This is a genomic window from Shewanella sp. SG41-3 (assembly GCF_014164545.1).
Taxonomy (GTDB): Bacteria; Pseudomonadota; Gammaproteobacteria; order Enterobacterales; family Shewanellaceae; genus Shewanella; species Shewanella vesiculosa.
In genome coordinates this window covers 369482-387111 of sequence record NZ_JACJFJ010000005.1, presented here as the reverse complement: position 1 = coordinate 387111, position 17630 = coordinate 369482, and the positions used below count along the sequence as shown (strand labels likewise).

At 41.9% G+C, this 17630-nt stretch carries 16 protein-coding genes; 5 read left to right on the top strand and 11 right to left on the bottom strand.

Going from position 1 to position 17630, the window contains the following annotated elements:
• Window positions 1-77: 77 nt before the first annotated feature.
• The 5 genes from H5164_RS12510 to betI form a co-directional block, all read right to left on the bottom strand.
• Window positions 78-785, bottom strand: a complete 708-nt coding sequence (locus tag H5164_RS12510) for a TorF family putative porin (RefSeq protein WP_182722972.1) — start codon at window positions 783-785, stop codon at window positions 78-80.
• Window positions 786-812: 27 nt separating this feature from the next.
• Complete coding sequence (locus tag H5164_RS12505) at window positions 813-2030, bottom strand: BCCT family transporter (RefSeq protein ID WP_182756408.1); 1218 nt, start codon at window positions 2028-2030, stop codon at window positions 813-815.
• A 198-nt stretch (window positions 2031-2228) separates the two neighbouring features.
• On the bottom strand, window positions 2229-3923 hold the full coding sequence (betA, locus tag H5164_RS12500; RefSeq protein WP_124014925.1) for a choline dehydrogenase: 1695 nt from the start codon (window positions 3921-3923) through the stop codon (window positions 2229-2231).
• A gap of 13 nt (window positions 3924-3936) precedes the next feature.
• The gene (betB, locus tag H5164_RS12495) at window positions 3937-5403 is read right to left on the bottom strand and encodes a betaine-aldehyde dehydrogenase (protein ID WP_124014924.1); all 1467 of its coding nucleotides are present in this window, start codon (window positions 5401-5403) and stop codon (window positions 3937-3939) included.
• Window positions 5391-5999: a transcriptional regulator BetI gene (gene betI, locus H5164_RS12490; protein WP_182756406.1), complete on the bottom strand. Its 609-nt coding sequence runs from the start codon at window positions 5997-5999 to the stop codon at window positions 5391-5393. The genes betB and betI overlap by 13 nt, the downstream gene beginning before the upstream one ends.
• A gap of 696 nt (window positions 6000-6695) precedes the next feature.
• On the opposite strand from betI, the gene H5164_RS12485 reads away from it, so the two are divergent.
• Window positions 6696-6902 carry a hypothetical protein gene (locus H5164_RS12485; RefSeq protein ID WP_182697407.1) on the top strand — a complete coding sequence of 69 codons (207 nt, stop codon included), beginning with the start codon at window positions 6696-6698 and terminating at the stop codon, window positions 6900-6902.
• A 415-nt stretch (window positions 6903-7317) separates the two neighbouring features.
• Here the strand turns inward: H5164_RS12485 and H5164_RS12480 are convergent, their stop codons facing one another.
• Both H5164_RS12480 and H5164_RS12475 read right to left on the bottom strand, forming a co-directional pair.
• Complete coding sequence (locus tag H5164_RS12480; RefSeq protein WP_124014921.1) at window positions 7318-7839, bottom strand: NADPH-dependent FMN reductase; 522 nt, start codon at window positions 7837-7839, stop codon at window positions 7318-7320.
• A gap of 552 nt (window positions 7840-8391) precedes the next feature.
• Window positions 8392-10461: a M13 family metallopeptidase gene (locus tag H5164_RS12475; RefSeq protein WP_182756404.1), complete on the bottom strand. Its 2070-nt coding sequence runs from the start codon at window positions 10459-10461 to the stop codon at window positions 8392-8394.
• A 291-nt stretch (window positions 10462-10752) separates the two neighbouring features.
• Here H5164_RS12475 and H5164_RS12470 point away from each other — a divergent pair, with 291 nt between their 5' ends.
• Both H5164_RS12470 and H5164_RS12465 read left to right on the top strand, forming a co-directional pair.
• A complete protein-coding gene (locus H5164_RS12470; RefSeq protein WP_182697405.1) occupies window positions 10753-11142 on the top strand; it encodes an antitoxin Xre-like helix-turn-helix domain-containing protein in 390 nt (129 codons plus the stop codon).
• Complete coding sequence (locus tag H5164_RS12465) at window positions 11126-11809, top strand: RES family NAD+ phosphorylase (RefSeq protein WP_182742285.1); 684 nt, start codon at window positions 11126-11128, stop codon at window positions 11807-11809. Before H5164_RS12470 ends, H5164_RS12465 begins: the two co-directional genes overlap by 17 nt.
• A 178-nt stretch (window positions 11810-11987) precedes the next feature.
• Here the strand turns inward: H5164_RS12465 and H5164_RS12460 are convergent, their stop codons facing one another.
• Genes H5164_RS12460 through H5164_RS12445 form a run of 4 tightly spaced genes read right to left on the bottom strand, consistent with a single transcriptional unit; the run spans window position 11988 to window position 15439 of the window.
• Window positions 11988-12572: a membrane integrity-associated transporter subunit PqiC gene (locus tag H5164_RS12460; RefSeq protein ID WP_165870025.1), complete on the bottom strand. Its 585-nt coding sequence runs from the start codon at window positions 12570-12572 to the stop codon at window positions 11988-11990.
• 19 nt (window positions 12573-12591) lie between these two features.
• Entirely contained in the window at window positions 12592-13563 is a 972-nt protein-coding gene (locus tag H5164_RS12455; protein ID WP_182756402.1) for an MlaD family protein, read from the bottom strand.
• Window positions 13560-14324, bottom strand: coding sequence for an ABC transporter ATP-binding protein (locus tag H5164_RS12450; RefSeq protein ID WP_182756400.1), 765 nt, complete (start codon window positions 14322-14324; stop codon window positions 13560-13562). Before H5164_RS12450 ends, H5164_RS12455 begins: the two co-directional genes overlap by 4 nt.
• Before the next feature lie 2 nt (window positions 14325-14326).
• A complete protein-coding gene (locus H5164_RS12445; protein WP_182722965.1) occupies window positions 14327-15439 on the bottom strand; it encodes an ABC transporter permease in 1113 nt (370 codons plus the stop codon).
• 301 nt (window positions 15440-15740) lie between these two features.
• Here H5164_RS12445 and H5164_RS12440 point away from each other — a divergent pair, with 301 nt between their 5' ends.
• Both H5164_RS12440 and H5164_RS12435 read left to right on the top strand, forming a co-directional pair.
• On the top strand, window positions 15741-16154 hold the full coding sequence (locus tag H5164_RS12440; protein ID WP_124014913.1) for a LexA family transcriptional regulator: 414 nt from the start codon (window positions 15741-15743) through the stop codon (window positions 16152-16154).
• A gap of 6 nt (window positions 16155-16160) precedes the next feature.
• A complete protein-coding gene (locus H5164_RS12435; RefSeq protein WP_182722964.1) occupies window positions 16161-17417 on the top strand; it encodes a Y-family DNA polymerase in 1257 nt (418 codons plus the stop codon).
• Window positions 17418-17630 lie beyond the last annotated feature (213 nt).

The following is a 17630-nucleotide window of genomic DNA, read 5'->3' as shown; positions in this document are numbered from 1 at the left end:
TCATGTCCAATATCAAAAAAAAGCAGAATAATGCTATAGACATTATTCTGCTTGGTTATTTTTTCAATTATGGCAAATTATAAGCTAAAAGTACGCGCCACAGATACCACAGCACGAGTATCACTGATATCGCTATCTAGGCTGGTATCTTCTACTGCAAGGTTGAAATCAAAACCTTCCCAGCTTGTCATGTATTCTGCACGATAATGGTTGTAAGAATCACTGTCTCCCCATGCCCATTTATTTTCGTCTTGAGACGTTGAACGATCGAAGCTGACGCGAATGTCATGACCTTCTGCAACAGTGAAGGTATGGGCTGCCATCATGATGTAATGACCTGCATCAACACCAAAATAATCCCATGAGTACCAGAAGTTTAATTCACTTTGACCAAGCGATGAAGCATAACCAAACTTGGTGTATACCTCTGGATAGTAATACTCATCAGAGGCATCATCGCCGTGATATGTGTAGTAAGCAATACCCGCATCGAGCGATACTCGATCTGTTAATTCAAAATATTTACCAGCATAAAAATCAAGCTCTAGCCAAGTATCATCTCCGCCACCAAAGTCTACGTTTGATGCCCAAGCACCGACATACCAACCATCATCGGCCGCGTAATCTAGGCTAGCTTGTAATGCTGGGCTATTATCTGTTTGGCTTACACCATTAAAAGTGTAATCAGACGTTGCATTAACCGTTGTGCTCAGTTCTCCTGCCATGACAGAAGTGGGTAGGGTAAATAAACTTAATAGGGCTAACTTTTTTATTGTCGTATTCATCATTATTCCTTGGATTGTTTTTATTGTTTAGTCTGCTAATTCGATTTTAGTAAAATCGATTTTATTTTCTTTTGGAGAGCGTTCAATATCCCCGACCGTACGATGGTGCGATTTCAAAATGTATATGAAACAGCTTAATATCAAGCCTATAGCCAGTGCGCCTACTAATTGAATCTGTAAAAAGTCTAGTTTAAATAATAAGGTTAAGCCACTCAGTACAACAACATTACCAACGATATAAGGAACTTTACCAAAACGTTCAACAGTTATGTTCAAATTGTCAGTATATAAACGAACGAGTGAATCTAATGAGTTAATTACAAATGTTATCCCTACTACTACCATAGCAAGATTATAAAACCCTGAGGTATCGAGAGCGTTTGCACTGTAGTAATACAACACTGTAAACCAAATCGCGATCGGGATTGAAGGGAATACCATCATAGCCAGTAACACTTGATAGGTTTTCATACCACCCACAAAGCGTGCAGTAAATTGACCAATCATAATGCTCCAAGCAAACCACCAGAACAGGTAGAACTCATGATAATCGTTTATCGGTAGTACAAAGTTATGAATGTTAGCAAAGTAGTCGCCAATTAATGCAAATGTAGTGAAAAACTCACCGACACTTGAGTCATCGGATAAAAATGCACCAGACCACATAACGGCGATTAAGCCTAAGAATAACCAAGTACTGCCTAAACTGAGATAACGAACATAGCGAATACTGGTGCTTGAATACACTGCTGCAGCAATAACCATAAACACAATGAGGTAGAAGCTGCCGACAATGCTTTCACCATCACCTAACTGTGGTAAATACCAAGGTAAATTGCTTAATAATAAATAAGCGGTGAAGGCACACGTACCAATGATAACGATGTTATTGATAAACTTAATCAATGGGATTTCAAAATACTTTACTCTGGGTTCAATGACACAGAAATAGAAGCAGGTTAAAAAGTAAAATGCCCAAATTAAGCAAGCCCAAAAGCCAAACTCAATTGCCAGTGGATTAGTAAATCCATATTCTGGACTGGCAGCTAAATCGGCATAACCGGCAAACTCAGTCAACGGGAACATGATTAAACCTACATCTAGCCCGGAGGTGAACAAAATAGCAATAAAGGTAAACTTACGTACTGGGGTGACACCAATACACTGCATGTTACCCCAACGATAAATCACAAATGCGATTGCGGCAAAAGTAAATAGAATACCTATTGATAACCAGGTCGTCATTTTTTGGCTCCTTGTTGTATGTTTTTAATGCCATAGAACAATTTTTAAAGGCAAAATGCCCTCAAGCCTTAAGTATCGTGTTGACGATAGTTAAACCCTGATAGATTGATCTCAGCTAAATTGGCCATTTACAATTGTGAAGGTTGGCCACAACCTGCTATTGATGTGTATATAGGAATACACATCAATGAATGAGGGCTAATCGGAATGTCGTTTCGGAGCTTGTAAGCGTTGTGATGTTTGCCAATGCTTAGCAATAGTCACTTTTGCCAAACTGGGTGCCAGTGGCTTGTTACCTAAAATAATGTCGGCAGCACGCTCGGCAACCATGATGGTCGGTGAGTTCAAATTCCCATTAGGAATGGTTGGAAAAATAGATGAGTCAACGACTCTTAAACCGTTAATACCGTGAACTTTCGTTTCTGAATCAACCACGGCCATATCATCCTCACCCATTTTGCACGAGCAAGAAGGGTGATAGGCACTTTCAACTGAGCTTCTGACAAAACGGTCAATTTCTTCATCGGTTTTGACCGCTAAGCCTGGCTGAATTTCTTCACCACGATATTCATCTAAACCCGGTTGATTAATAATTTCACGGGTCAAACGAACGCACGCTCTAAAACCTTCGATATCATCTTGATGTGACAAATAATTGAACTGAATTTGTGGGGCAACCTTGGCATCATTTGATACGACCGTTACTGCACCGCGGCTTTTAGGTTTGTTGTGGCCAATATGCACTTGGAAACCATGGCCCGCAAACGCTTCTTTACCGTCGTAACGCATTGCAGCAGGTAGGAAATGATATTGCAGATCTGGCCACTCTAAACCCGCTTTTGAGCGGATAAAACCACAAGACTCAAAATGGTTAGTTGCGCCTAAACCCGATTTATTTAAAATCCATCGCGCACCAATAAATAATTTGCTTAATGGATCTATCTTGCCATTAAGCGAAATCGGTTTTAAGCACTTAAATTGGAAGTAAAACTCTAAATGGTCTTGCAAGTTTTGGCCTACACCAGGCAATTGATGAACTTGCTCAATACCTGCACTCGCTAATGTACTGGCATCGCCAATGCCCGACAGTTGTAAAATATGCGGCGAACCAATAGAACCTGCTGATAAAATCACTTCTTTATTGCAGTTAACATCAATTAACTCGCCTTTACGTTCGTAACGAACGCCAACAGCCGTTTTGCCTTGCATAATTACTTTATGTACAAGCGCATGAGTAACCACGGTTAAATTCGAGCGTTTCATCGCAGGGCGAAGGTACGCATTGGCTGTAGACCAACGCACGCCGTTTTTAACTGTCATGTGCATTGGGCCAAAGCCTTCTTGCTGACTGGCATTGTAATCACTCGTCGCTAGGTAACCGGCATCGACACCTGCATCAACAAAAGCTTGATATAACGGGTTTTTCATCTCATTACCGTTATTAACTGCTAATGGACCTTTATCACCGCGATAAACATTACCGCCAAAAGACCAGGTTTCAGCTTTTTTAAAGTAAGGCAGACAGTGAGCATAATCCCAGTCTTTTGCACCTTGTTGCTGCCACTCGTCAAAATCACGCGCATGGCCACGCACATAAACCATGCCATTAATGGATGATGAGCCGCCGAGTACCTTGCCTCGAGGGCAATGCATACGACGATTATCTAAATGGGGCTCTGCTTCTGTTTCAAACTGCCATGCATACTTTTTGGTATTCATCGGGATAGATAACGCCGTAGGCATTTGAATAAAAATGCTTTTGTCGCTACCTCCGGTTTCAAGTATGAGGACTTTATTGTCTGGATTTTCCGTTAAGCGGTTGGCTAATACACAACCTGCGCTTCCGGCACCGACAATAATATAATCGTATTCATGAGATATTTGCGTAGACATTAATTGGTCACTCCTAAAATGGGCTTTCAAGTGACTGCATACCAACGTAAACAGCTTTAATTTGGGTGTATGCTTTCAAGGTTTCAGAGCCATTCTCGCGGCCAATACCAGACATTTTGTAACCACCAACCGGCATTTCTGCTGGTGAGGCACCATAAGCATTGATCCAACAAATACCAGCTTGAATTTGATGAATAACCCGATGAGCGCGAGTAATGTCTTGGGTAAACACCCCAGCCGCTAAGCCTAGATGTGTACTATTAGCACGTTTAACGACTTCGTCTTCATCAGTAAAGGTCAATACCGACATGACTGGGCCAAAGACTTCTTCTTTAGATAGCGTCATTTCATCAGTGCAATCAGTAAAAATTGTTGGCGCGACAAAGAAACCATTTGGCGCATTGTCAGGCTTTAATGCACTGCCGCCCGTTAACAAAGTCGCCCCTTCTTGTTTACCAATCTCAATATAATCAAGCACTTTTTGTTGATGATCACGTGAAATCAACGCGCCGAAATTAGTGTTAGGGTCCATTGGGTCGCCGCAAACAATATTCTGCTCAGTACGTTCTTTTAAACGTTGAATAAATTGTGGATAAATATCTTGCTGCACAAAGACTCTCGTACCATTGGTACACACTTCGCCTTGCGTATAAAAATTGGCTAACATTGCCGCAGAAACGGCATTTTCAACATCGGCATCGTTAAATATTATCAATGGCGACTTACCACCAAGTTCCATGGTTACGTCTTTAAGTGTTCCCGCCGCAGCTGCCATGACTTTTTTACCGGTACCGACTTCGCCAGTGAATGACACTTTAGCGATATCTTCATTACTGGTTAGCCATGCGCCCACTTTACCGTCACCTTGAACAACGTTAAATACGCCATCTGGTACGCCAGCTTGTGTGAATATTTCTGCCAAACGCATTGCACCGCGTGGTGTTTCTTCTGATGGCTTAAAAATCATCACATTACCGCAAGCGAGAGCAGGGGCCGCTTTCCAACAAGCTATTTGCAGCGGATAGTTCCAAGCACCAATGCCGGCACAAATGCCTAATGGCTCGCGGCGAGTGTAATAAAAGTCCGCTCCAACAGGTTGTTGATTGCCTTCAATACTTGGGGCAAGTCCGGCAAAGAACTCTATAGAGTCGGCGCCAGTAACCACATCAACTACCGATGCTTCTTGCCATGGCTTACCGGTATCCAATACTTCACCTGCTGCAAGTTCATCATTTTGTTCACGTAGTAGGGCAACGGCTTTTAATAAAATGCGGCTACGTTCGATTGGCGTCATTGCCGACCAAATTGCAAATCCTGCTTTCGCGCTCGCGATAGCCGCCTGTTGTACTGTTTCGGTAGCCACTTCAACTAAATAACTGACATCACCAGTCGCAGGATTAATAACCTCGAAGGTTTCTCCGCTACCATTTGAAATGTATTTACCGTGAACATAATTTTGGTATGTAATTAACGCTGACATTCAATTTCTCCGTGTTGCACGATCACAGCCTCAATAAAGGCTTTAGATAAAATTTGGGCTTGCTTAAAATCTTCTATAGGGGTGGAGCTCAGCGCGCTGCGTAACCAAAAACCATCAATCACTGCAGCGGTTTGCTTTGCTGCATTAATCGCTGCGGTATTGGGTAATAATTGCTTAAACGAAAAAAGCAGATTGCTGTATAACCGCTGACTATTAATATTTTGTAATCTTGCTAGCCCAGGATCGTGCATCGCTTGGGACCAGAAGCTTAACCATGTTTTTGTCGCGGCATTTGAACGTTGTAATTCAGTAAAGTTTGCTTCCACTATCATCGAAAGCCGTGCTACTGGAGTTAATGTTTTGCCTGATGTTCTCGTCAGTAATGCCTGCTTTAATTCATCTAACAGAAATTTCTGCGTGGCTTCTATTAACCCTTGCTTGCCACCAAAATAGTGACTGATAATTCCCGATGACATTCCCGCCAAGCCACTAATGGTATTAATCGTAGTGTGTTGCAACCCATGACGTTCGACTGACATTAACGTGGCATTTATCAGCTGTTGTTGTCTGACGTTTTTCATTATCGGTCTTGACATAAAAGGGGTCCGTTATCTGTATTAAGAGTTATTAATTGAACGCTCAATTAATAAGTATGCTAATGATTAGTGCTGTAACTATCAAGCTATAATTTGATATAGGTCACAACAAAGGGGTTGTAAAATAGGGTAGGAATGCGATTATTTTCTGTAAATCTATGTTTTACATAGGTTGATTGTTGCGATCTTAACGTTGATCTTATGTTGTTAAAAACAAAAAAAATTTACATGAAATCATTACAGCTGCAGTTATTTTTGGTTTTTTTATAAAAAACCGACTTCATCGTAACGTCGATATTTCTCATCAATAATCCTTTATTGATGAACCGTTATTGATGGTTAACATCTAAGAAAACGTTAATCTGCAACCCACTATCGTAATCATGAGTTATCGATCGTCACCATTTTAAGGACGTAACATTTAGAACTAATGGGGGGTTAACATTTACAGGAAAGTGCCTATCTGATGCACTTAAGTCATTAGCCAGATTAACTGTAAGGCTCAATATAATTCTGCATCGATGTCAGTGATTGATCATTGAAAGGGAGTGGCTTGTGAGTAGCCGGCGATAGATAGGTAAACAAGTTCCATGCTATAACCTTATACAAGCTTATGATCTAAGGTGTAGATATTAAGATTGTTAACTAAGAAACCATTAAATATTCAATTATCAGGCGTTAGCTAAGAGGTTAGAGATGGGAAGTGCATCAATGATCATGTGGAGTGTTCTATTTGGCGCTATTGGTATGGGTTATTTTGTTTTTGGTAAACGCCAACGTGCGATTGTCCCCTTGTGTATTGGCATCGCGTTATTTGTGTTTCCTTATTTTGTTGCCAGTGTCACTAGCTTACTGATTATAGGCGTTGTTTTAGTTGCGATCCCCTACTTTATCCGGCTTTAGTCGTGAATATCTGCCACGATTTAGCATCAGAGTTAAATCTGACCATTGCTACACTAGTGGCTTTTTATGCTCCAAAGAAAGTGGCTCCAAATAAAGGTTTAGCATTTTTTATGTTTGGTTGAATGGGCTTTAAGATTGTACCCTCATTACAGTCAATCACCTGCAGTGGGCTTATGTGCAGATACTGTTTCGGGACGCTTTGCGCCGTCCATGGCCGCTTGTATGCCTTGGAATATATAGATATACGTGAAAGGCCATGGTCAGAATCGGTGAAGTCAGCTTTGTTGTACTCCTAGTCAGAATCCTTAAACATAATTTCATCAATGCTTTCTTTTTGCATAATATGCTCAAGCATTCTGACTCTTGTTGTATTGTTAGTTACCTAATAGGGAAAATATCCTTCAAAAAGACAAACTTAGAATTTACTGATTGCAGCAAGCAAACTTTGATTGAATGTCTTATCAGTAACGACGCCTTCCTCTAAGTCAAAATTATCAAAAAAGCTTGGTAATGATATAGCGGCTATTACTGTTGCTGCAAAGTAGGGCGCTGATGCTTGCGCTGCGGCTAAGACACTTTGCGCTCCTCCAGGACCTGGCGAGGTGGACAGCATAAGAATCGGTTTATTTTGAAAGACTTTCATGTCTATTCGAGATGTCCAATCGAACAGGTTTTTATAGGCTGATGTATATGAGCCATTGTATTCAGCGAATGACATCACGATAGTATCTGCTGCGCCAATCGCGTTATAAAAATCGTGTGCTAATTGCGGAATACCAAATTCAGTTTCTCTGTCTACGCTGTATATGGGCATTTCAAAGTCATGAATGTCGATTAGCGATATATCTGCGTTGTTGATTTGCTGTGCGGCATAAAAAGCCAATTTTTTGTTAATAGAGTTTTTGCTGTTGCTTGTGCCGAAGGTCAGTACTTTCATTTTAATTCCCTGTGATCAATATTATTTCAAGTGTGCAGTATAGATTGCTTTTTAAGGGTGGCGCGCCTATTAGCGCGAGGGCTAAAGTCACACCGCCATTAGTAAGTAAAAGTCACTGTATCCCAGCTTGGTGATGTATAGTGGTCAAGTGAAGTTAGCCACTATTTGTAGGTAATTCAATTACTTTTTCATATTAAAGGTTATTCGAAATCATTCTGACTTATAAAATAACTAACACACTTCTATCCCTAAACGAGTTATAAAGTGCTCACACTGTATTGCCAGCGACGATGAATCAATATGTCTAGGCCGTAAACATATTCAAACTTTATTCCGTCATCGATCAATCTTGAGATAATTTGTATCTACTGTTGAGACTTCACTATTATCCATTTCATTCGTTTCTGATGTGAGTCATCAGGTTGCTGATATTTGTTCAAGCATTTGTGCCGATAGTGATAAAAAATGCCAGTCAGTTAACTGACTGGCATTTTTACATTGTGACGGATGCGTGTTGTAACTAAGACAACTTATTGCAGGTCTTTACTTAAATTACCAAATACGTACGCGTTGCTCTTCAGGTAAGTACAACTCGTCACCGGGTTTAACATCAAAGGCTTTGTACCAAGCATCGTGGTTACGTGGGGCGAGGGCGCGGTAACGACCTGGTGCATGAGTGCCAGCACGAAGTTGGCTTAACATGCTTTGCTCGGTGCGTTTTTCTTTCCACACTTGAGCCCAAGCTAAAAAGAAGCGTTGATCGCCAGTAACGCCATCAATAACCGGTGCTTCTTTACCTTTTAAGCTCAACTTATAAGCGTGGTACGCCATTGATAAGCCACCAACGTCGCCGATATTTTCACCTAAACTGTTACGTCCGTTGACAAAGTTTTCTGGAATAGGCTCATATTTGCTGTACTGTTCAGCCAGTTTATCGGCTTTAGCATCAAAGGCGGCGCGATCTTTGTCGGTCCACCAATTACGCTGAATACCATTGGCGTCTGATTTAGAGCCTTGATCATCAAATCCATGACCCATTTCGTGACCAATGACCGCACCAATACTGCCATAGTTCACCGCGGGATCTGCGTTTGGATCAAAAAATGGCGGTTGTAATATAGCCGCAGGGAACACAATCTCATTAAACGAGCTGTTGTAATAGGCATTGACTGTTTGCGGTGTCATGCCCCAACGATTACGATCGGTTTTTTCCAGTTCCTGAGCTACGCTGTCGGCTTGGAAGTATTTGCGCAGATTTTTAATATCACCGACTAAATCATTTTTAGTCAGGGTTAAACCATCAAATTCTTGCCATGAATCTGGATAACCAATTTTAGGGTTAAATGCCGCTAATTTAGCATGGGCATTCACTTTAGTTTCATCGCCCATCCACTCTAAACCATCAATACGCTGTCCAAGTGCTGTGCGTAAGTTTTCAACTAATTCGGCCATTTGTTGCTTAGACGACTCAGGAAAGTAACGTGATACATACACTTTACCGATTGCAAAGCCCAATGATTGAGTGCCTGACATTTCTTCTACCGCGCGTTTCCAACGTGGACGAGGTTGTTCTTGGCCTGTTAACTCTTTGCCATAAAAAGCAAAGTTAGTATTGAAAATATCTTCTGATAATAATCCGGCATTATTACTGACCGTGTGGTAGGTCAGATAGTCCTGCCATACATTTAATGGCTGTTGATTTATCAAGTCAATGATAGCCTTAACCGGTTCAGGTTCAGATATATTGAGTTGAGGGACTTGATAGCCTGTTTGTGCAAAATATAAATCCCAGTTAAATCCAGGATATTGCTGAGCAAGATCTGTGCGCTTAAGTTGGTTTAAGGTTAAATCGCGATTACGACGTTTCTCTCTAGGCCATTGTGCTTGTGCTATTTTAGTTTCAAGTGCAAGAATCGCCGCGGCACGTTTTTCACCGTTTTTTATCCCCGCAAAAGCCAGCATTGCAGCGATATGCTCAACATAAGCTTTACGAATATTCACAAAGCGATCACTTTCTTCTAGGTAATATGAACGGTCTGGTAAACCCAAGCCACCAGCGCCAATGGTCATTTCATATTGATTAGGGTCTAAACGGTTAAACCACATTCCACCCCAAATAGGTGATGATGTACCTGTAAGCCAGGCTTCGCCGAATATTTTTGTTAAGTCTTGAGTCGAGTTGATTGCCGCTATTTGATCTAAGGTGCCTTTAATTGGTGTGATACCCAACTTATTAATGGTTTCGGTATCCATATAGGCATGATAAAAATCAGCAATTAATTGTTCTTCTGCATTTAAATCACTGCGGCCAGCAATATCATCAATAATTGCTTTGACTTGATCTTCACTGCGCTCAGCTAAGGCATTAAATGCGCCGTAACGGGTTTTGTCTGCTGGCATGACAAAGTTGTCGTACCAATGACCACTGGCATACATAAAGAAGTCATCGCCAGGTTTAACCGCTTCATTACGCGCTGTTAAGTCAATACCAAAAGTACCTAATTCAGCTTTAGCGGGAGCAGGGGAAGTGACGGCTGCAACCTGAGTATTTGTTGTATCAGATACACCACAACCTGCTAATAGTGCAGTGGTTAATCCAATCGCAATTAAGGATCTATTCATTGTTATCGTATTCCTTAGCCAATGTGTTGACAGAGTTATTTGCTTCGTCATCTTGAAAGAATGACACAAAATGTCAACATTTGAATTGTTAGCAAATTTTAGCAACTAGGTTATTAATAAGACATTTCAGCGATGAATCTTCCTTGTTAACTATGCTTTTTGCCACTTATCTCGCGATGATTTTACACCGTAAAAATAGTATAATTTGAATAAACCCCATGTGTGGAGTATTATTGGTTGTGGTAATAAGTCGTCTTTATATCGCTGTATAAATCTCTGAGGGGGCTGGATATGTCTGCAATTGAGCAAGCTGTGTTACAGCAAAATCCTGAAAAAACTGCCCAAGTCGCGCTGAAGGTGTTTTTTAATATCATGGATGCTTGGCATGTAAGAGCAAAAGATCAAATTGTGCTGTTAGGTAGGCCGGCCGAGTCGACATTTTATAATTGGAAAAAAGGTAAAGTGTCGTCATTGTCGCCAGATACCTTGGAGCGTATTTCATACGTTTTAGGCATTTATAAAGCCCTTGGGAGTTTATTTCCGACAAGAGATCAAGCCGATGCTTGGCCTCAAAAAGTCAATCAAGCCTTTAATAATCAAACAGCTTTGGAGTATATGCTAAAAGGTAGCATGATAAATTTGAGTGATATGCGGAGATACCTTGATGCACAACGAGGTTAATACCATTGAGCCTAACGCGGATAAGCTGTACAGATTAGTGCCCAGCCATTTTCCGCCTATCGACTTATTTGAACAGGTCGCCAACCCTGATGAGCTTGAGATAGTTTTTGCTATTGAATCACTCACCAACGACCGCTTACGTGAAGAAGCAGGCGAGTTGGCCCTGGTGCCAGTAGAACAACGTATTTCTGGTATTGGAACCTCGCCAATAATGGCGGCATTTACCCATATTGGTACGCCATCACGCTTTACCGATGGTTGTCAATTTGGAGTGTATTATGCGGCTAAAACGTTACATACCGCCTTTTCTGAAACCATTTACCACCGAGAAGTGTTTTTACGCGCGACTAATGAGCCCGATACCGAACTCACTATGCGTTGCTATATTAATCAAGTCGCGTTGGCACTGCACGATATTAGATCCCAAGAATTTGATGACTTACACACAGATGACTACGCGATAGCACAGCAATTTGCTAAAGCATTGCGTGCCCGTGACAGTAACGGTTTGGTGTATCGTAGTGTAAGAGACTGTGGTGGTGAATGTATTGCGGCGTTCAAACCTAAAGCCGTCACAATCCCACAGCAAGGTGGGCATTACAAATACATCTGGAGTAGTAAAAAGCAAAAGATTGAGCACATATTAGAAGTCAATTTGATTAAGTAGCCGCAGCCATTTAACGGTATTCATTAATTTTAAAATAAACAAATGTAAAATGAATCGCATCTAATTCTACAACTCGTTTAATACCTAAATCTTTTACACGTTAGGCGCTCAAGCCGCTATCTAGAATCAACCTCACTAATCTATAAATTGCATTATCTCTTATGCTTAAACTTTCCGGTTACTCTGGCAGTTGTTGCAGTGACTTATCGATTTGCTCAGATAACTGAGTCAATAAATGGCTGTATGCACTAACCATGTCTGGCGCCGTTGCTCCTGCTTTGGTGACAGCAGTGAAGTGTTGCTGGGTGATATGTCGGTTTACTTGGTTATCGATAAGATCCCAATAAACATTTAGTCTGACATTGTTACTGTCTCTGCTTAAGCTCATAAGCTTTATTTTGACACTGTACTGCGGGCTATTTTCTGCTCCCCAGGGGAATAACACTAACTTACGACTATGATCGCTTTGGTTGAGATTAATACTCACAACACGGCCGATACCTTGATCTAATGGCTCAGCCCAGTAGCTGTTGGCCATTCTTTGTAGGCTGCCATCTTCAAGCGGATATACCATTTGAGTAAAGTTTAGGTACTCGGGTATTTCAATAGGGCCAATGCCAATATCGTATTCGAGTGATGTACTGCCGGGCTCTATCTGCAAGGACGGTGCGGTTAACACAAAGTACTGTTTTGGCGGTGAGCTTTGGCAGCCGCTGATCAGGCTAAGTGCCAATAAACTCACACTCCAATATAGTGATCTCATCCAAGATAGCCTCATAACATTATTCTCCTTGCTTACCACGTATAATCGCCTCGGGTTGCTCATCTAAGGTTTCACTTAAACTACGTAACGCCCGAGCTGTGCGGCTAATCTCTGCCAATGTATTGGTTAATTCAATCACGAGTGGGGAGTTTTGATCTAAAGAATTACCTGCTTGATTCGCCAACTGATCAATACTGACTAATGTTTTGTGCAGTGCCGCTAAACTGAGGTTGAGAGACTCAACCATTTGCGGTTCATCTTTATTTAACTGCATCAATAAACTATCTAGTTTAGCCAGTACTTCGATACTCTTGGTGCCTAATGTCGCCTGAGTTGTATCGATATGCACAGCGGTGTTTCTAACGGCTGTTGCAGCGCTATCAAAATTATCCAGCGCTTGCTGTATTTTGCCACTGGCGGCAATGTCGCTAAGTTGCTGAGCCAATTTATCCACATTGGTGATGACGTTTTTCAAGTTCAATGATTGCAGATCTTTAAACAAGGATTCGAAATCAGTCGCTATGGTTGGTAGTTCCAATAATGAATCTTTGTCATCATGGAAATGTGCGGATGTGTTGGGATAAAAATCTAACTCAACATAGAGTTGTCCGGTTAATAAACTCAGATAATTCAGCTGAGCACGTAAGCCATTCTCTATCGCGTGGGAGAAAAACTCTTCTCCCACTTGTATGCCTTTAAGGTTAATGCGTTTCAACAGTAAATCGGCGTGAACTGAGGCCGTGACACCTTGGCTACTGTCGTTGGGGAAATCAATACTAATATCGCTTATTTCACCAATGATTACGCCTTTTAACTTCACTGGCGCACCGACTTGAAGCCCTTGTACTGAGTTATTGAAATACATGACCACAGGCGCTTTTTCGGCAAATATTCGCCCACCAGAAAAAAATAGCAGGGCAATAAACACTAAAAGAATCGCGCCAAAGATAAAGGCCCCAATCGCAAGAGGAAGTCGCTGGCTTTTACTCATGATGCCTCCACTTTATCAGCACGATTGAGAAATTGTCGCACTCGAGCTTGGCTACTGTTAAGTTTTAATTCTCTCGGATCGCCACAATCAAGCATGGTATTGGTTTGATTATCGAGAAACACACAGCGGGTGCCGATTGACAATATACTGGGTAGCTCGTGCGATACGATAATCACGGTCGAGTCCAGTGCTTGGCAAATTTGCACTATTAGGTGATCTAAGCGCATAGAGCTAATGGGATCTAAGCCTGCTGAAGGCTCATCAAAAAATAACAATTGTGGATCCAGTGCAATCGCGCGCGCCAAGCCTGCACGCTTATGCATACCGCCACTTAATTCGGCAGGGTAAAATTTTTCAAATCCAGCTAAGCCGACTAAAGCAAGCTTATATGCCACAGCCTCTGCTATTTGCCGCTCCGAAAGGTCGGTATACATTTGTAGCGGTAAAGCCACATTTTCGGCAAGCGACATACTGGAAAACAACGCGCCAGTTTGAAACGTGATCCCCCAGTCTTTGAGCATGGCCACTTGCGCTGGTTCATCAGCGTCATAAAAGTTTTTACCTTGATAAAGTACTTCTCCCTTAAGTGGGGTTAACAATCCTACCATTGATTTAAGTAAGGTTGTTTTGCCGCAACCACTTCCGCCAATGACAAAAAAGATATCATTTTTGTTAATCTCGAAGTTCAGTTGTTTTTGTACCTCGGTCGTACCATAACCGACACTAAGATTGCGTACACTGATGAAGGCATCATCCACCATAATTAGATCCCTAACTTATCGTATAAGATATTGAGCGCGGCATCGGAAACCACCAGAAACACAATGGCTTTAACTACAGCACTGGTCGTGGCTAAACCAACGGCATTAGAATCTCGCCCGCATTTAAGCCCGGCCTGACAACCTGCAATAGCAATTAAAAAACCAAAAATAAGGCTTTTTATCAACCCGGTGGATATGTCTACCCAATCAATGGCAACCTGAGTTTGTAAAATATATTGGGTGTAACTCACGCCCATGCCATTGGCAACTACTGCACCGCCGATCATGCCTATCACGTCAGAGTAAATGCACATTAACGGCATAATGAAAATCAATGCCAACAAGCGAGGTAACACCAGAAACTCCATGGTGGAAATACCCATGACTCGCAGCGCATCAATCTCTTCATTGACCTGCATGGTGCCTAATTGAGCGGCATACGCGGCTCCTGTTCTGCCAGCCATAATAACGCCTGTCATCAGGGCGCCCATTTCACGTACCATTCCAATCGCCACTAGGTTAGCGACATACACCTGAGCACCTAACTGACGCAGCTGCACTGAACCTAAATAGGCTAAAATCATTCCCACTAGCAGACTAATCAAAGTGACAATCGCCAGTCCTTTAGGCCCTGCTTGTTCAATAAAAAATACGATATCACTGCGCCGAGTACTGGCTTTACCTCTTAACCAACGCCCTAATGCCAACGTGCTTTCCCCGACAAACACTAAGCCATCGTGCACCTGTAAGCCTTGTACAATCATGCCTTTACGAAGCGTGACCCACATGCCACCAATGACACCATCATTCGCCGTTTGATACACGGGCACATCGGTAGCTAGCTGCAGTAATTGTTGTAATCCTTGTGGGGTATCTTGAATATTGAGGGCTATTTTTTGTTGTTCACACCAGCGGGATAATTGTAATAAGGCAATGGCAAGGCTTGAATCCCACTGAGATAATTCAGTCGTCACTAATCTGACAGTATGGCAAGTTGCGGGAAGGGCGGCACAAATATCGGCACCTAGTGGTGCTTGGCCTAATTGCCAATCACCTGCAAGACTCAGGTCGCAGTTGTCATCGTGCATGTCGATATCAAATGTGGCGAGTGTCATACTAGACCCCAAAAAAAGTAGCAATCAAGTGTATATTTGCATCAAGTTCATTGTTGTACTGATCACAAGTGTAGACCAATCGCTCAGATTGTATTTTGACCTTGAACAAATAAACTCATTAACTATTAAACTGATAACGCTATCTAGCTGGCTAATAACAACCTTCAATGGCTAAATATGCCGCCTGCATATCGCGATTTAACATAAATAAACTTGCACAGACAAAATTTAGCGCTACTATGTACCCTATAATGGTACTGTGTTTTTATACAGTATCGGTATAAATGTACGAGGTTAGCGTATGCGCTTTATTCCCATTGTCGCCAGTGCTGGCATTACCGGTTTTGAAAGCCCTGCTGCTGAGTATCTTCAATTAGGCCTCAGTCTTGATGAGATGTTAGTGCAACATCCAAGTTCGACTTTTATCGGCTTAGCCCAAGGGGAGTCAATGCAAGGTGTTGGGATATTCGATGGCGACTTACTGATTGTCGATCGTCATGAAACGGCTAAAAGTGGCGATGTGATTGTGGCTAATTTTAATGGTGAATTTGTGTGTAAAATTCTCGATCTGCAACGGCGAATGCTAGTGTCATCTCATGAGCAACATTTACCAGTAACTATTTGCGATTATGATGACTTTAGTATTGAAGGTGTGGTGATCCGCTCAATTCGTTGTCATCGCCAAAGCCCCATGTTTGTTAGCCACCAAGGGTAAGCAACAATGTTTGCCTTAGTTGATGCCAATGCTTTTTATTGCAGTGCTGAACAGGTATTTCGTCCTGATTGGCGTGGTAAACCCATCATTGTACTGAGCAATAACGACGGTTGTATTGTGGCTGCTAATCGACAAGCAAAAGAAGCGGGCATACAAAAATTTCTACCCTATTTTCAAGTTAAAGCGCTATGTGCCGAGCGTAATGTGATTGTGTGTTCATCTAACTATGAGCTCTATGCCGATTTATCAGCAAAAATGATGGCGATAATAGGCCGCTTTGCGCCCGATCAGCATGTGTACTCCATCGATGAATGTTTCCTGTCGTTTAAACACAGTTACCCCGCGATTAAATGCCTGCATACCCATGGTCAGTTAATCCGTCGTACGGTTTGGAAAGAAGCACGTTTACCCGTTTGTGTCGGTATGGGTGACACCTTGACCTTAGCCAAGATAGCCAATCATGCCGCTAAAAAAATTCCAGGATACCAAGGTGTTTGCGTGATTGAGACATTGCAGCAACGCACTGACATTTTGCGTCAGCTTGCGGTCGGTGATGTATGGGGCATTGGTAGGCGCATAAGTAAAAAACTTGAAGTAATGAATATTCGCAGCGCATATGATCTTGCCTGTATGCCACCGAGCCTTGCGAGAAAACAATTTAGTATTGAAATAGAGCGAACCGTTCGTGAACTGAATGGTCAAGTCTGTAAACAATGGGATGAGGCAAGGGCAGATAAAAAACAAATTTTCTCGACTCGTAGTGTTGGTGAGCGCATCACTGACTATGAATTGCTATTACAGGCATTGAGTAAACATATCGCTATCGCGGCGCTTAAAGCGCGTCAGCAAGGCTCGTATTGCAAAACCATGTTGCTGTTTGCCAGTAATTCCCCCCATGACGAACGGCCCGTGAGTGATAAGGTCATTGTCCATTTCCCTTGCCCGACACATTGCTCTGTTGAACTCACCAAAGCGCTTAGACAAGCTGCACCAAGGTTGTTTCGCGTCGGTGTGCGGTATTACAAAATTGGCGTAGGCCTTGTTGATTTAGCCAGCGAGAAATATTTTCAATTTGATTTATTCAATCCTGCTAAGGTCGATTATGCCCTCATGCACACCCTTGATAGCATCAACCAACGTTATGGCCGCGATACTGTGTTTCTTGCTGCACAAGGAATACAACAAAAGTGGGCAATGCGTCGTGATTTGCTTACTCCTCAATATTCAACTCAATGGAAATGCTTACCCAAGATTAAATGTTAATATTTTTATGGTTCCATCATTAAAATTGTCATTGAGCAAATAAAATAGAAATCACTGATTCGATTATTGGTATTGATATTGAGCTAAGCGTGGCACTGGTCACAAAATATCAATGCTAATTGGCATATGCCATTAATCGGCGTATATATAGCATATGCCAATTACTGTTAATCGATAATGGCAAGCATTAATGTCATCAACCATAACCATTTA

Bases quoted from the DNA above. Each gene is read 5' to 3' on its own strand.
- H5164_RS12510 (WP_182722972.1), bottom strand. From the start codon at position 785: ATGAATACGACAATAAAAAAGTTAGCCCTATTAAGTTTATTTACCCTA.
- H5164_RS12505 (WP_182756408.1), bottom strand. From the start codon at position 2,030: ATGACGACCTGGTTATCAATAGGTATTCTATTTACTTTTGCCGCAATC.
- betA (WP_124014925.1), bottom strand. From the start codon at position 3,923: ATGTCTACGCAAATATCTCATGAATACGATTATATTATTGTCGGTGCC.
- betB (WP_124014924.1), bottom strand. From the start codon at position 5,403: ATGTCAGCGTTAATTACATACCAAAATTATGTTCACGGTAAATACATT.
- betI (WP_182756406.1), bottom strand. From the start codon at position 5,999: ATGTCAAGACCGATAATGAAAAACGTCAGACAACAACAGCTGATAAAT.
- H5164_RS12485 (WP_182697407.1), top strand. From the start codon at position 6,696: ATGGGAAGTGCATCAATGATCATGTGGAGTGTTCTATTTGGCGCTATT.
- H5164_RS12480 (WP_124014921.1), bottom strand. From the start codon at position 7,839: ATGAAAGTACTGACCTTCGGCACAAGCAACAGCAAAAACTCTATTAAC.
- H5164_RS12475 (WP_182756404.1), bottom strand. From the start codon at position 10,461: ATGAATAGATCCTTAATTGCGATTGGATTAACCACTGCACTATTAGCA.
- H5164_RS12470 (WP_182697405.1), top strand. From the start codon at position 10,753: ATGTCTGCAATTGAGCAAGCTGTGTTACAGCAAAATCCTGAAAAAACT.
- H5164_RS12465 (WP_182742285.1), top strand. From the start codon at position 11,126: ATGCACAACGAGGTTAATACCATTGAGCCTAACGCGGATAAGCTGTAC.
- H5164_RS12460 (WP_165870025.1), bottom strand. From the start codon at position 12,572: ATGAGATCACTATATTGGAGTGTGAGTTTATTGGCACTTAGCCTGATC.
- H5164_RS12455 (WP_182756402.1), bottom strand. From the start codon at position 13,563: ATGAGTAAAAGCCAGCGACTTCCTCTTGCGATTGGGGCCTTTATCTTT.
- H5164_RS12450 (WP_182756400.1), bottom strand. From the start codon at position 14,324: ATGGTGGATGATGCCTTCATCAGTGTACGCAATCTTAGTGTCGGTTAT.
- H5164_RS12445 (WP_182722965.1), bottom strand. From the start codon at position 15,439: ATGACACTCGCCACATTTGATATCGACATGCACGATGACAACTGCGAC.
- H5164_RS12440 (WP_124014913.1), top strand. From the start codon at position 15,741: ATGCGCTTTATTCCCATTGTCGCCAGTGCTGGCATTACCGGTTTTGAA.
- H5164_RS12435 (WP_182722964.1), top strand. From the start codon at position 16,161: ATGTTTGCCTTAGTTGATGCCAATGCTTTTTATTGCAGTGCTGAACAG.